This is a genomic window from Candidatus Methylomirabilota bacterium (genome assembly GCA_036002485.1).
Taxonomy (GTDB): Bacteria; Methylomirabilota; Methylomirabilia; order Rokubacteriales; family CSP1-6; genus AR37.
Window position 1 is genome coordinate 90,240 of the sequence record DASYTI010000107.1, and the last position, 13,572, is coordinate 103,811.

At 67.2% G+C, this 13,572-nt stretch carries 11 protein-coding genes; 4 read left to right on the plus strand and 7 right to left on the minus strand.

Translation table 11 applies throughout. The features are described from left to right. Positions 1–324: 324 nt before the first annotated feature. On the plus strand, positions 325–1,302 hold the full coding sequence (gene dusB / locus VGT00_10965) for a tRNA dihydrouridine synthase DusB (GenBank protein ID HEV8531927.1): 978 nt from the start codon (positions 325–327) through the stop codon (positions 1,300–1,302). Here dusB and VGT00_10970 read toward each other — a convergent pair. From VGT00_10970 to VGT00_10985, 4 genes are all read right to left on the minus strand, one after another. Continuing rightward, complete coding sequence (locus VGT00_10970) at positions 1,299–2,324, minus strand: glycosyltransferase (protein HEV8531928.1); 1,026 nt, start codon at positions 2,322–2,324, stop codon at positions 1,299–1,301. The genes dusB and VGT00_10970 overlap by 4 nt on opposite strands. Further along, positions 2,321–3,364, minus strand: a complete 1,044-nt coding sequence (locus tag VGT00_10975; GenBank protein ID HEV8531929.1) for a glycosyltransferase — start codon at positions 3,362–3,364, stop codon at positions 2,321–2,323. Before VGT00_10975 ends, VGT00_10970 begins: the two co-directional genes overlap by 4 nt. A gap of 190 nt (positions 3,365–3,554) precedes the next feature. Then, positions 3,555–3,914 (minus strand): hypothetical protein, encoded by a 360-nt coding sequence (locus tag VGT00_10980; GenBank protein HEV8531930.1) that lies wholly within the window; start codon positions 3,912–3,914, stop codon positions 3,555–3,557. A gap of 133 nt (positions 3,915–4,047) precedes the next feature. Then, positions 4,048–4,785, minus strand: coding sequence for a class I SAM-dependent methyltransferase (locus VGT00_10985; GenBank protein HEV8531931.1), 738 nt, complete (start codon positions 4,783–4,785; stop codon positions 4,048–4,050). A 222-nt stretch (positions 4,786–5,007) separates the two neighbouring features. Here VGT00_10985 and VGT00_10990 point away from each other — a divergent pair, with 222 nt between their 5' ends. Then, the gene (locus VGT00_10990; GenBank protein ID HEV8531932.1) at positions 5,008–6,447 is read left to right on the plus strand and encodes a M20/M25/M40 family metallo-hydrolase; all 1,440 of its coding nucleotides are present in this window, start codon (positions 5,008–5,010) and stop codon (positions 6,445–6,447) included. 10 nt (positions 6,448–6,457) lie between these two features. On the opposite strand, the gene VGT00_10995 is transcribed toward VGT00_10990, so the two are convergent. After that, positions 6,458–7,123, minus strand: coding sequence for a nitroreductase family protein (locus VGT00_10995; protein ID HEV8531933.1), 666 nt, complete (start codon positions 7,121–7,123; stop codon positions 6,458–6,460). Between the two features lie 146 nt (positions 7,124–7,269). Between VGT00_10995 and pssA the strand changes: the two genes are divergently transcribed. Further along, positions 7,270–7,881, plus strand: coding sequence for a CDP-diacylglycerol--serine O-phosphatidyltransferase (gene pssA / locus VGT00_11000; GenBank protein ID HEV8531934.1), 612 nt, complete (start codon positions 7,270–7,272; stop codon positions 7,879–7,881). A 172-nt stretch (positions 7,882–8,053) separates the two neighbouring features. Here the strand turns inward: pssA and VGT00_11005 are convergent, their stop codons facing one another. Further along, the gene (locus VGT00_11005; protein HEV8531935.1) at positions 8,054–9,157 is read right to left on the minus strand and encodes a heparan-alpha-glucosaminide N-acetyltransferase domain-containing protein; all 1,104 of its coding nucleotides are present in this window, start codon (positions 9,155–9,157) and stop codon (positions 8,054–8,056) included. Positions 9,158–9,262: 105 nt separating this feature from the next. Between VGT00_11005 and VGT00_11010 the strand changes: the two genes are divergently transcribed. Next, complete coding sequence (locus VGT00_11010; GenBank protein HEV8531936.1) at positions 9,263–11,617, plus strand: TIM-barrel domain-containing protein; 2,355 nt, start codon at positions 9,263–9,265, stop codon at positions 11,615–11,617. Positions 11,618–11,886: 269 nt separating this feature from the next. Here VGT00_11010 and VGT00_11015 read toward each other — a convergent pair. Beyond that, positions 11,887–13,572, minus strand: a 1,686-nt coding sequence (locus VGT00_11015; GenBank protein ID HEV8531937.1) for an ABC transporter substrate-binding protein, incomplete at its 5' end; no start/stop codon positions are given.

Consider the following 13,572-nt stretch of genomic DNA (forward strand, 5'->3'; position numbering starts at 1 on the left):
GCATCGCGGGCCAGCGCGGCCCGCGATGGCGACACGGTGAGACGCGCGGCCGCGCGTGTCGAGGGCAAGATGTCTGCGTGAAGTGAGATGGCTACGGGAGCGGAGCCCACGGGATGAAGTGCCGCCCACCTTCATCCCTGCGGGAACCACCCGTTGCTCTGGCTTTTGCCGTCCTGGCTGACCCTAGAGCGATAGATCAAGACATCGAGCGTTGCTCATGATACCCCCTCTGACATCGCTGACCCCTGCCAGAGCCCCAACCAGAGATCAATTCGGTCGCGGGCAGTGTATATTTGGTGGTCCGGGCCTGAGCCCGGCTCCCTCATGAAGATCGGCCCCGTCGAGATCTCCGAGCTCTGCCGCCTGGCGCCCATGGCCGCCATCAGCAATGCGCCGTTTCGGCTCATCGCCAAGGAGTGCGGCAGCGGACTGACCACCACGGAGGAGATGGACGCCTTCTCGCTCCTCATGGAGACCCCGCGCGCTCACGACATGGCGGAGTACTACCCGCAGGAGCGCCCGCTGGCCATGCAGCTCCTGGGCAAGGACCCGCAGGCCCTCGTGCGCGCGGCCCTCTGCTGCGAGGAGCTGGGCGCCGACATCGTCGACCTCAACATGGGCTGCCCCATGCCCAAGATCACGAGCAAGGGCAAAGGCGCCGCCCTCATGAAGGACGTGCTCGGCACGGCGCGGCTGCTGCGCGCCATGCGCCAGAGCATCGCCGTCCCCTTCACCATCAAGATCCGCGGCGGCTGGGACGACGAGCACCTGAACGCCGTCGAGGTGGCCCGCATGGCCGAGGGGGAAGGCATCGACGCCATCACGGTGCACCCGCGCTCGCGCTCGCAGCGCTTCACGGGCAAGGCGCCGTGGGACATCATCGGCGAGGTCGTGCAGGCCGTGGGCATCCCCGTGACGGGCAATGGCGACGTTCACTCCATGGCGGAAGCGCGGCGCATGGTCGCGGAGACGGGCTGCCAGTCCGTGATGATCGGCCGGGGCGCCCTCGGCAGCCCGTGGATCTTCGACGAGGGCTTCGATGCCCTCTCCGCGGAGGAGCAGCGCGCATACAAGGACCGCGTCATTCGCCGCCACATGGCCCTCATCCAGGAGCATGGGGGCGAGCGGCACGCCTTCTCGCAGATGAAGAAGCACCTGGCCTGGTACACGGAAGGCCTCGCCCACGCCACGGACTGCCGCGCGCGTATCTTCCAGACGCGGAGCCCCGCCGAGGTCTGGGAGGTCTTCCAGGAATACTGGGAGGCCTCGGTCCGCCGTCCCGCCGCGCCGGCCGTCGTCTAGGCGTCCGGCGCGACGAGCTCTCCGCGTTGCTGGCTCGTCCAGGTCCGGGAGGCTGCTTCCTTCGCGCCATGCCCTCGACGCTCCTGCCAGGCGCGCTTGAAGTGACCCGCGAGGGCGCCCAACGCAGCGAGGCTGTCGAGCACGTTGTCGAAGGCTCCGGGTCGCCGGGCCATGCTGCGGAGAGTCGACCGGAGGAGCATGACTCCAGCGCACCGGTAGTGCCAGCGAGGGGCGCCGAAGAGGCGGGGCCCGCTCAGGGAACCGCCGGCGAGGGCCTGACCTTCAGCTTTGTCCCAGACCACCCGACGAAAATAGGCGCGGCGCAGACGGGCTCGCGGGATTCGATGAGAGACCGTCAGCCAGGGATCGTAGACGATCCGCCGGCCCTGCCGGAGCATTCGCCGCACGATATCGGTGTCTTCCTCGCAATAGCGCCTGCGGCCAACGGGCCCCAGCATGGTGTCGAAGCCGCCGAGCGACCGGAGCGCGTCGCGCCGGAAGACCATGTTGGCGCCCCAGACCTGCGGGTAGCGGGCACCTCCGACCCGAAGTATTTCCGGCTCGGTGAACTCCATGATGGCCAGATAGTCGAGCAATCGCTCGCTCTCGAGCAGCCAGGAGGGCGGCGCTGCTTCCCATCGCGGGAGGATGCGGCCACCGGCTCCGTCGGCGGCCCAGCGATCGAGGACCTCGGCCGCCGTGGCCACCCAGTCTACCGCGGGGGACACATCGTCATCCGTCAGCGCGATGACCGCACCGCGCGCCGCTTCGATTCCGAGATTCAGAGCCCGGCTCTTGCCCAACCGCGGCGCGAACAGGTAACGAAGACGACCTCGAGACCGCGCGGTCATGGCCTGCACCAGCGCGCGGGTTCCATCCGTGGATCGATTGTCCACCACGAGAACCTCCCAGCCGAGCCCGGCGGGGGTGGCCTGCGCGAGGAGGGCATCGAGAGTTTCCCGGAGCAGAGGGGCGCGGTTGTGCGTGGCCACGATCACGGAGATGGCGACGGGCCGGGTCACGGCCGACCTGCCGTTCGTGGCCTGGTGACCGGGGGGCTGGGCGCATTCCGCTCGTACGCCCGGAGCTCGGGCCGACGTCGAAGATCCCGGCGGACCCCGCGCCGCCCGATCGACTCGACGATCAAGCTCGCCAGCTTGCCGCTGCGCCGCCAGCCCAGCCTCCTCTGTGTCTTTTTCGCGACCCACTCCCAGGCGAGCCGACGGTGACCGGTCAGCCATCGGTAGTGATCGCCGATCCACCAGTCGTCCGCCGGGATGTCCCATCGCTCACGAAAGCAGGCGAGGCTGATCCGATTCCACGCGTCACTCCAGCGGAGGAGAAAGTAGGGCAGATCCGACCAGAGGAAAGGGGGCGGCTGCTGATTCGAGACCAGAGCGGCCGGTTCGAGGTACACCGGATACCCCGCGTCGCGGAGCTGGAGACAGATGTTCAGGCTCTCGGCGCAGCTCAGGTAGCGCGGATCCTGGTGGCCGAACTTGTCGAACGTCTCGGACCTGAGCAGCATGCAATGATACTCGACCAGCTCGGTCGGCTCACGGCGCAGATGGTCCTGCACCTCCGTGACGAGCTGCTGAGGAAAGCGGTGCTCCTCGTAGAACGCGCGCCGTCCGTTGTTCTCGCGGATATGGGCGAGGCCCCCGGCCATGTGGATGATCCCCAGCGCGGGGTTCTCGTTGCAATACAGCGGGCCCACGGCCCAGGCCTCCGTCTCGTCGGCGCATTCCACGAGCCGGTCGAGCCAGCCGGGCGTCACCACCACGTCATTGTCGATGAAGCACACGTACTCCGTGTCGACGTGCGGGAGGGCGAGGGCACGTGCTTCGGTCGGCGAGAGGTAGTGGTCCGTCCGCACCAGGGAGAAGCCGCGTTGACGGGACCGGGCCTGGAGATATCGGCGAGTGGAGGGCGGAGAGCCGCCGTCCACGTAGACGAGCTTGTAGGGGAGCGCGGTATGCGCACAGATGCTCTCGAGCGCTGGTCTGGTCACGCGAAACTGCTCGCGGGGCACGACCACGACCGTGGTGCGGATGTCAGTCACGGCGCCCTCCGGCGCTTGGTGATGCCATGAGCCGCGCTGCCTTTCGACATCAGACGTCATGGGAGTGCAGTGGGTGTGCCAAAGGGCAGGTGACAAGAAATCCGATAGTTGCATCTCTGTCAACCGCCTGACGGCGCAAACTGTAAATTTCTCCGTCGGCCGGTCTTGAAGCGACTACGCTGGCATTTCTTCAAGACCTGGCGCCGAGAAGCAGGCCCGCTATGGCCGCCAACCCGCCCACGACAGAGAGCACGAAACCCACGCCGCCAATCCGGTACCACCGGTAGATCCGACGGCGCTCCGCGTCGGTCAAATGGACGTGCAGCTCCGAGGGAGACATCCACCACCGGCGCGGCAGCGAGATCTTCGGCGAGACGACACGGTAGAGGATCACGTGATACCAGAAGCCTGTGGGAACGCCCACGGCGAGCCCGAGACACATGATGGCCATGGCGAACACGGTGATGAGGGGCGGCGTCACCACGGTGACGAGCACGCCGACGAGCCCGACCGACACCACGGCGAGCAGGACCAGCGTGATCTCGAGCACGGTCAGCGTCTCCTCTCAGCCCTCGCGATCCACTCAGCCCTCGGCTCGCGCCTTCAGCGCTTACCTCGCACCGCCACACGCTCGTGCCTGCGGCAGCTCGGCCGCCCCTCATCTCGAAAATCAGGCCCGGCCGTCATTTCGTGCATTCGAGAAAAGTGATCGGAGAATGGTCCAGCAAGATCTTCCAGAACTCACGGCCGAAGGCCGCCTCGCCCTCCGGCGAAAGTCGCGGCGCATGCCAGTGAATCTGGCGGAACCCCGCTGACCGGAGCGCGTCCTCGTGGGTCGCCACCTCGAGGTGGTAGTTCTCGATCGAGAACGGTCCATCTTCCAGATAGAAAGTCCACGTGATGGGCGTGCCCTCGCACCACTCGTCCACCGTGGTCGTCTCGAAGCCGTACGGGCGGTAGGAGGGCGCCGCTCGAAAATCCAGAGCCGGGTTCTGGTTGACCGTGACGAAGCGCCCGCCAGGGCGCAGGCAGCGCGAGATGCTCGCGCACATGGCCCCCAGCTCGGCGCGATCCCGCGCATAGTTGAGCAGGTAGGCGGCCGCCACGATGTCTGGATTCGTGGGCAGCCTGAGGTCCCGGCCGTCGCCCACCTCATACTCGATGCCGAGACGATGCTCCTGCTCCTGGGCGCGGGCCAATTCGATCATCCGCCCCGAGAGATCGACCCCGAGAACTTTGGCCGCCCCGTGGGCGCGAAGCCGCCTCGTGTAGTAGCCGTCGCCGCAAGCCACGTCGACCACGGACTTGCCCGAGAGATCGCCCAGCAGGCTCATCAAACTGAACGACTCGACATACGTCCGCCACGGCTGAAGCTTCGCGCGCTTGTACTGCTCGGCGATCGGATCGTAGTCGGTGGTCACGAGGCCTCCCTCCGTCCCTGATACAGGTGCCGCCGCGGCAAAGTCAATGCCGGGCACTGGGGCAAGTTGCGAGCCAGACGAGGCGCGAGCGGGCCGGCAGCCCGAGGCGTACGTGGGTGTACGTTGGGGGTTGCCGGCCCGCTCGCAACGAAGTATGGCGAAGCAAATTGGCCCAGTGCCGTGCGTTGCACGCCGCCCGGGCTGGTGCTACGGTGGGCGACCATGAGCCCTGCATCCACGAGCCCGCTGCCCGTCCGAGAGACACTGGCTTTTGTTCAGCGCTGCTGGGAGGAGGACGTCCTTCCCGCGCTCACCCGCTACATCGAGATCCCCGCCAAGTCGCCGGCCTTCGATCCCGACTGGTCCGCGCACGGCCACATCGACAAGGCGGTCGGTCTCATCGAGGGGTGGAGCCGGCGCCGGCCCATCGAAGGCCTCTCGATCGAGACCGTCCGTCTCCCCGGCCGCACGCCCGTGATCCTGATGGACGTGCCGGGGACGTCGCCCGAGACCATCCTGCTCTACGGCCACTGCGACAAGCAGCCCGAGATGATCGGGTGGGGCGAAGGCCTCGGGCCCTGGATGCCCGTGCGGCGGGGCGATCGCCTCTACGGCCGCGGGGCTCAGGACGACGGCTACGCGGCCTTCTGCGCCCTCACGGCCATCGAGGCCGTGCAGCGGGCGGGCGCGCCGCACGCGCGGCTCATCGTGCTGATCGAGGCCAGCGAGGAGAGCGGCAGCCCCGATCTGCCCGCCTACATGGAAGCCCGCGCGGCCAAGATCGGCGAGCCGGATCTCGTGATCTGTCTCGACTCCGGGTGCGGGAACTACGACCAGCTCTGGGGCACGACCTCGCTGCGCGGCGTGATCAGCGCGCTCCTCACCGTGGAAGTTCTGACGGAAGGCGTGCACTCCGGAGCGGCCAGTGGCATCGTGCCCTCGAGCTTCCGCATCGCGCGCCAGCTCCTTTCGCGGATCGAGGACGAGCGCACCGGCGCCCTCGCGCGGGATTTCCACGTCGAGGTGCCGCCGGCCCGCGCCGCGGAGGCGAAGGCGGTGGCCAGCGTCCTCACCGGAGAGATGGCCGAGCGCTTTCCCGTCGTTGACGGCATGCGCTACGCGCAGGACGATCCCGTGGCGCTCCTCCTCGCCAACACCTGGGAACCCGCCCTCGCCATCACCGGCGCCGCCGGCCTCCCCTCGCCCAAGGACGGCGGCAATGTGCTCCGCCCCTCGACCTCCCTCAAACTCTCCCTGCGCATCCCGCCCACGCTGGACGCCGCGCGGGCCGCCCGGCGGCTCAAGGAGATTCTCGAGGCCGATCCGCCCTATGGCGCTCGCGTGCGCTGCGAGACGGGCACCCCGTCGCCGGGCTGGGACGCGCCGGCCACCGAGCCCTGGCTGCTCGAAGCGGTGCAGGCCACGTCCGAGCGTTATTTCGAGCTTCCCGCCATGTTCAAGGGTCTGGGAGGCTCCATCCCGTTCATGGCCATGCTGGGTGAGCGCTTCCCGCGCGCGCAGTTTTTCATCACGGGAACGGGCGGCCCCGGCTCCAATGCCCACGGCCCCAACGAGTTCCTGCACGTGCCCTACGCCCAGCGCCTCACCGCCTGCGTGGCCGACCTGATCGCGGCGCACTACCGCGCGCGGCGAGGCACGTAGGCCGAGCCGGTCAGCCGGCGAGCGAAGGCCCGCCCCAGCGCTCGCGCATCGCGAACTCGCCCACGGGCTTCCGCTTCAGCTTCGTCACGCGCCGCACCGGGCGGCCGAGGGGCATGACCGTGCACACCGCGACGTGGGCGGGCAGGCCCAGCAGCTCCTGGATCTTGGCTTCCTGCGCGACGGCCAGCGTGGTGATGGTGCCCCCGAAGCCTTCGTGGCGGGCGGCCATCAGGACATTCCAGGCGAAGGGGTAGATGGACGCGCCGCTGACGATGCCCACGCGCTTCAGCTCCTGGTCCGTGGAGGCGACGACCTTGAGGTCCACACCGATGACGAGCACCACCGGTGCCTTGGCGATCGACTCCGTCAGGTGCGGGGGAGCAGGGGTGCGCTCGATGGTGGCGGCGTCCACACCGGGCGGGTCGATGGTGTTCCACGGATTCTCGCCGTTCTTCACCTGGGCGGTGTAGCGCTTGGCGGCGACGCCGCTCAGATCGGCCAGGGCGCGCTTGGTGTCGGGATCGCGGACGACGACGACCTTCCACCCCTGGCGGTTACCGCCGCTGGGGGCAAAGCGCGCATGGTCGAGTATCCTCACCAGCGTCTCGTCGGGAAGCGGGTCGCCCGTGAACTCGCGCGCGGAAAACGTCGTACGCATCACGTCGTAGAGTTCCATCAGTCCCTCCTCGAGCGCAGCGTGGTCCCCTCCGTCGGGCCCCGAGCATACCCGAGCCTTTGCCCGTGAGCGAGGCCGCGTGACGCTCGAGGAACACCGGGAAGATTTGGCCTCGGACTGGTAACTTGTTCTGTCAGGAGGGCACCATGGCGGACACTTCTTCCCGCAAGCACTTCTCGATGATCCGCTCCTTTCACCTGGCTGATCTCTTCACCATCGCGAACGGCGTCTGCGGCGTCAGCGCGATCTTCCAGGCCATGAAGTATCTGAGCACGCACGACCCGCGCCACCTCTACCTGGGAGCCGTGCTGGTTCCCCTCGCCCTGATCTTCGACGTGCTCGACGGGCGAATTGCCCGCTGGCGCCACGCGGCCTCCCCCATGGGGCGCGAGCTGGACTCCCTTGCCGACGTGATCTCGTTCGGGGTCGCGCCCGCCGCGATCGCCTTTGCCGCTGGGGTCAACACCCGGGTGGATCAGCTGATCCTGCTCTTCTTCGCCATGTGCGGATTGAGCCGGCTGGCGCGCTACAACGTGACCGCGGAGAGCCTCTCGGACGAGAAGGGCAAGGTTGAATACTTCGAGGGCACGCCCATTCCCACGAGCGTGGTGCCGCTCGGCCTGCTCATGCTGGCGTTCTACAGCGGCAATCTGTATCCGATGGAGCTGGCCGGGGTTACCGGGCATGCCATCACGCTTCTCTTCCTGGTCTCCGGCGCGCTCATGATCAGCAAGACGCTGCGAATTCCCAAGCCCTAAGCCTTTCGCCGCCCCCCTCACCCTGCCCTCTCCCCCTCCGGGGCCGAGGGATCAAAACACATCGTCTGTCCCTCCGGGGGCGCGATCAAAACACATCCCTCTCCCCCATCGGGGGAGAGGGCAGGATGAGGGGGCAACGAGGCCGCACGCCCGGGCCTGTGAATCGTTCGAGCTATGGCTGGGCGGTGGCCTGCGGGGCCATCGTGCGCAGCCGAGGCTTCACGGCCTGCCAGAGGCGGCCCAGGTAGACGCAGAGCACGATGAGCGCGATATTCGCCGACCAGTAGAGGATCCAGTTGTTGAACCGCAGCCCCAGGGCGCGATGGATGAGCGTCTCCTCGATCAGCTGGTGAACGAAGTAGAGCACCAGCGCGGTCTGACCCAGCGTGACCAGCCAGGGCAGCTTCCACCCGCGCACCTCCATGAGCCAGTAGCAGATGGCGAGCAGCCACGCGTCGCCCGCGATGACGAGGAATGTCGTCACCCCGCGCGGCGTCCAGTAGTGGTTCAGGGCCCAGTCTCGCGGGAAACCAAAGCGCGGACTGGTCGGCATCCAGAACTCCCACGCATCATAGGCCAGGAGGAAAACCAGTCCCACCACGGCCGCGGTCGCGAAATATCGCTTCTCCGCCTTCGGGCCGCGGGCCCGCGCCTCGAGCCACACCCAGCCGAGCACGAGCCCGATGAGCGCGGCGCTCAGCCAGGGCCAGGGCGGAAAATCGCCGAAGAGCATGACGCCCACGACGGGATGAGCCGCGCTCCAGCGCGCGAGGGTCGGGCGTGACCAGCCGTACGAGAGATAGATGAGCACGGCCAGGGCCAGCAGCATCCAGCGCGCCCAGCGCCGGCGCAGCACCGGCACGAGCGGTCCGAGCACGATGATGCCGAGCCCGATCGTCTGCAGCACGCCGCCGTGCCAGAATCGCTCCTCCGGCGGCACGGGGCCACGGGGCAGCATGATGACATTGAGAACATACCCCGCGGCGATGATGCCGATTCCGCGCCGGAAGTACTTGCGCAGGTCCCCCAGGACACCCTCGCTCTCTCCGCGGCGATGATACGAGATGGGCAGGCAGAAGCCCACGAGAAAGAGAAAGATGGAGGCCGGCCAGATGAGGCTGCCGTAGACGAGATGATAGCGGGCCCACCCCATGGGCACGTCCATCCAGTCGCGGGACGTGTGATTGACGACCATGAGGATGATGGCGACGCCACGCAGGCCGTCGAGGAAGCTGAGCCGGCTCGCGATGGGGGGGCGTCGTTCCGCGGATGACATGGCGCCGATCGTGCCAGATCGCCACCGAGCGGTCAATCGAGCGGCATCGGTCTGCTATGATGCGGCCTCGCGGCTCACTGACCTCGAGCTTGCCCGGGAGAGTGGATGTCCGACCGTACCGTTCCATCACGATTCGAGCGCAGCGGATCGACCGTCCGGTTTTACCATGACGGCGCGCTCGTGGCGGTCACCATCTGCACCTCGCGCATCGTCCGCATCGAGCTGGCCGATGAACGGGACGTGGCCGGTCCCTCGTACGTCGGCCCGCGGAGCTGGGCCGGCTCGCCCTTCGAGATCCTCGAAGGCGAGCGCATCCGTCTGTCCACGGCCCATCTCCAGGTCGAGACGTCGACGAGACCGGTGCGCCTCACCCTCTTCGACGCGGCGGGCGCGTGGCTGCTGAGAGAACCCGCGCACGGCGGAATGCTCTCGGAATCGGTGGGCGACACGCGCCGCCGCCTCCGCGCCTCCTTCGAGTTCTCCGACGAGCAGCACTTCTACGGCCTGGGCCAGGGCGGACGGCAGCTCGACCGGCTCGGTATCGCCCGCCAGCTCTGGAACACGCATATCGGGCACGGGCCGGGGTCGGACATGGGCATCCCGCTCCTGGTGTCCAATCGCGGCTACGCGCTCTTCTTCGACAATACGAGCGATGCCATGCTCTCGGTGGGCCGGTCGGATGGCGGAGTCCGGATCACCTACACCGCCGAAGCCGGGCGGCTCGTGTGGTACTTCCTCATTGGCCGCGACCTACGTGGAGTCATGTTCGAAGTAGCCGAGCTGCTCGGCCGGCCGCCCCTCCCGCCCCGCTGGGCGCTGGGATTCCTCCAGTCGACCCGCCACTTCGACGACACCGAGGAGCTGCGTCGGCTTCCGCGGACGATTCGCGAGAAGCGAATTCCCTGCGACGGCCTCATCTATCTCTCGACCTACGGCGAGGCCCAGGGCTGGAACCGCGGCGTGGGCCATCTCGGCTTTCAGCCGTCGCTCTGGCGGGATCCGCCCGCGCTGATCGACGAGGCGAGGCAGCAGCACTTCGAGATCATCACTCACGAGTACCCCGTGCTCCACGAACAGTCGCCCCTCTTCGCCGAGGCCGAGGCCAACGGGTATCTGCTCGACGAGGGCTATGGCCGAGCGAGCGAGACCGCGCGGCGGAGCGCCAACTATCGCGAGGGCCAGCGCTACCTGGACTTCTCGAACCCGGCCGTGGGCGCCTGGTGGTGGGCGGCCCACCGCGAGCTGGTCAAGCTCGGCGTCGCGGGCTGGTGGCTCGACGGGGGCGAGGGACCGCCCGCCACGGCCAAGCTCCACGCCGGTGAGGGCACGCTCCTCCACAACATCTACGACCGGTTCCGCCACGAGGCCTTCGCCGTCGGAGAGGCGGCCGATCGGCCCGACCAGCGCGTCTTCCTGCTCTGCCGCTCGGGGGGGGCGGGGATGCAGCGATTCGGGGCGACGTGCTGGTCGGGCGATATCAACAACGACTTCGAGACGCTCGATGCGCAGATTCCCCTGGGGCTCAATACCGGCCTGTCCGGCGTGCCGTACTGGGGCACGGACGTGGGCGGCTTCTTCCATCCGGTGACGGAGACGGGCGAGCTCTATGCTCGCTGGTTCCAGCTCGGCGCCTTCAGCCCCATCTTCCGCTCCCACGGCTGGGTGTGGCGCGAGCACGTGCCGTGGGCGCACGGCGCGGAAGTGGAAAAGATCTGCCGCGACTACGCGGAGCTTCGCTACCGGCTCTTGCCGTACACGTACACGCTGGCATGGCAGGCGCACACGCTCGGTCTCCCGTTCATGCGTCCGCTCGTCCTAAACTATCCGGACGATCCCCGAGTCTGGCAGCTTGGCCACGAGTTCCTCTGGGGCGACGACCTGCTGGTGGCGCCTGTCACGCGCGAAGGCGCGCGGACATGGCCCGTCTATCTGCCCGCGGGTGGCTGGTACGATTTCTGGAGCGGCGCGCGGTACGAAGGGCCGGGCGGCATCACCCTCGATGCGCCGCTCGACCGGCTGCCGCTCCTGGTGCGCGCCGGGGCCATCGTGCCGCTGGGGCCCGTGGTCCAGCACACGGGTGAGCGGCCGCTCGACGAGATCACCCTGCTGGTCTATCCGGAAGGCGCATCCAGCTTCGAGCTCTACGAGGACGATGGCCGGTCGAATGCCTATCGCGAAGGTCATCGCGCGCTCACACGCTTCGAATGCGTGACGGGCCCGAAGGACGTGACGCTGAAAATCGGCGAACCCGTCGGGGATCGGTCGGTGGTGCCGGCGAACCGGCGCTATCTGATCCGTCTGCGGATGGACAGGGCGAGAGCGGTGGCCGTCGAGGGGCACGGGGTGTTGCCGCGAGGGTCAACTCCGACTGGAAACAGCGCCGCTTGGTGGGAAGACCCAAACGGGTTCATTGTCATCCGTCCTCCCTTTCGGCCGACCCTCGCCGTCACCGTGACGTAGGCTGGATCGCCCCCTCACCCACTCAGCCCTCGCCTCGTCGCTCGAAGCGAGCGTCTCAGCTCGAACTGCGGCCCTCTCCCCCAATGGGGGAGAGGGATGCTGCAGCATCCTCTATCCCTCTCCCCTGTGAGGAGAGGGCAGGGTGAGGGGATCCAAACAGATCCGTAACCCCGCCCTCTGCTCCAATGGTGGAGATTGAAACAGATCCCTCTCCCTCGGAGAGGGAGAGGGTTGGGTGAGGGTGGCGTTGATTTCTCCGATAGCCGTGACTAGGACTTGAAGTACCAGGTCTCCGTGTGAGCGATGTGCGGATTGTCGCTGACCGCGCTGTTCCAGAGCCGCTCGGGGATATTGCCCATGTTCGTCTTGATGACCCGCACCCCTTGTGAGGCGGGTGAGCCGCATACGATTGGGATCATCCACATCTCGTCCAGCGCGATCTTCCACACGTCCTTGGCCATCCGCGTCCGCTCCTGATCCTTGACGCTGAATGACTTGCGGTACTTGTCCATCAGCTCCCGCATGCGCGCAGGCGGGGTTTTTCCCTGGGCCCCCGCGCTCGAGTACCAGAGGCCGTAGAGCGGCCCCATCGGGCTTCCCTCGTCGGCGGGAAAGACGAACGGGAAGTGCCCGTAGATGTTGTCGGCGCCCCACTGGGTCTCGAAGTAGATCTGGTGCTCGTTGGTCTGCACCCGCTTGGTGGCCGCGCCGCGCTCCATCTCCTGGACCTCGCCACGTATGCCGATCTTCTTCCACTGCTCGGTCATCATCTCGGCGATCTTCGTGAAGGGAAGGAAGCCCAGGTACGTGGTCAGGGCCAGGCGCAGCCGGCCCTTGCCATCGGCCCGCAAGCGGTACCCTTCACTGTCCTTCTTGCTGAGCCCGAGCTTGTCGAGCGTCTCGTTCGCCTTCTTGACGTCATAGCCGGTGTGCAGGGTCTTGTACTCCGGACCCGGGTAGTAGAGCGTCCGCTCTCCGGGAGCAGCCGAGCCGGTCTGGGCGAGCCCGAGGAGGAAGGTCTCGTTGATCTGCGCGCGGTCGATGCCGTGGGACAGCGCGATCCGGAACTCGCGGCTGCTGAGCCACCTGGCGATCTCTGGGTCCTTCTCGTAGGTCTGATTGCAGAAGAGCCCCACATCGGCGCCCTGGTCCGAGGGATCCAGGTAGACGCGGTATCCCCCTTTCTTCTGGTTCTCGAGGAGCACGGGCAGCTTGCTGATGTCGATGTGCCGAGCCTGGGAATCGTACTCGCCCGCGATGGCTCGCAGGTTGATCACCTCCAGGTTCTCCCCGAGCGTCATCCGGATCCGGTCGATATAGGGAAGCTGGTTGCCGTCGGTGTCGACCCACACGCTGTAGGGATTCCGCTCCAGGATCCACGTGGGCGTGGTCAGCGGAGAGGTCGTCTTCCAGGGCGTCACCACGGGAAGGTCGACGTTGCGACAGGCGTCGTTGCGATTCTTGAACATGGTGACCCAGCTGTCGAAGTTCAGCTCCGTCACCTTCTTCGCGAGATCATCCTTCGAGGTGTACTTGGGATGGAACTGCTTGAGGTAGTGGGCGGGCGCGAACCCGCCGAGGGCGGAGCGTCCCCATCGCGCATGGTGGCCGATGCCCCACACCGATGCGAGCACCGTGGGCAGCGCGTAGTACGGCTCGGGCGAGACGAACCGGATGGTGGTGGCGTCGATCTTCTCGATGGCGATGGGCTTGCCGCCGATGGTCATCACCGACAGCGGCGTGGGAACCAGATCCTTGTTGTTGTAGACGTCCTGGAACCAAAAGACGAAGTCATCGGCGGTGAAGGGATGACCGTCGCTCCACTTCATCCCGCGGCGGAGGGACAGCGTGGTGATCTTTCCGTCCGGGCTGACCTCCCAGGCCCTGGCGATATTGGGCACGAGCTTGGTGCCCGTGTAATCCCAGTAGAGCAGCTTGTCGTTCTGGGCGGCGCG

Excerpts from the sequence above, each read along its gene's own strand:
- VGT00_11005 (HEV8531935.1), bottom strand. The coding sequence starts at position 9,157 with ATGTCATCCGCGGAACGACGCCCCCCCATCGCGAGCCGGCTCAGCTTC.
- pssA (HEV8531934.1), top strand. The coding sequence starts at position 7,270 with ATGGCGGACACTTCTTCCCGCAAGCACTTCTCGATGATCCGCTCCTTT.
- dusB (HEV8531927.1), top strand. The coding sequence starts at position 325 with ATGAAGATCGGCCCCGTCGAGATCTCCGAGCTCTGCCGCCTGGCGCCC.
- VGT00_10990 (HEV8531932.1), top strand. The coding sequence starts at position 5,008 with ATGAGCCCTGCATCCACGAGCCCGCTGCCCGTCCGAGAGACACTGGCT.
- VGT00_10995 (HEV8531933.1), bottom strand. The coding sequence starts at position 7,123 with ATGGAACTCTACGACGTGATGCGTACGACGTTTTCCGCGCGCGAGTTC.
- VGT00_11010 (HEV8531936.1), top strand. The coding sequence starts at position 9,263 with ATGTCCGACCGTACCGTTCCATCACGATTCGAGCGCAGCGGATCGACC.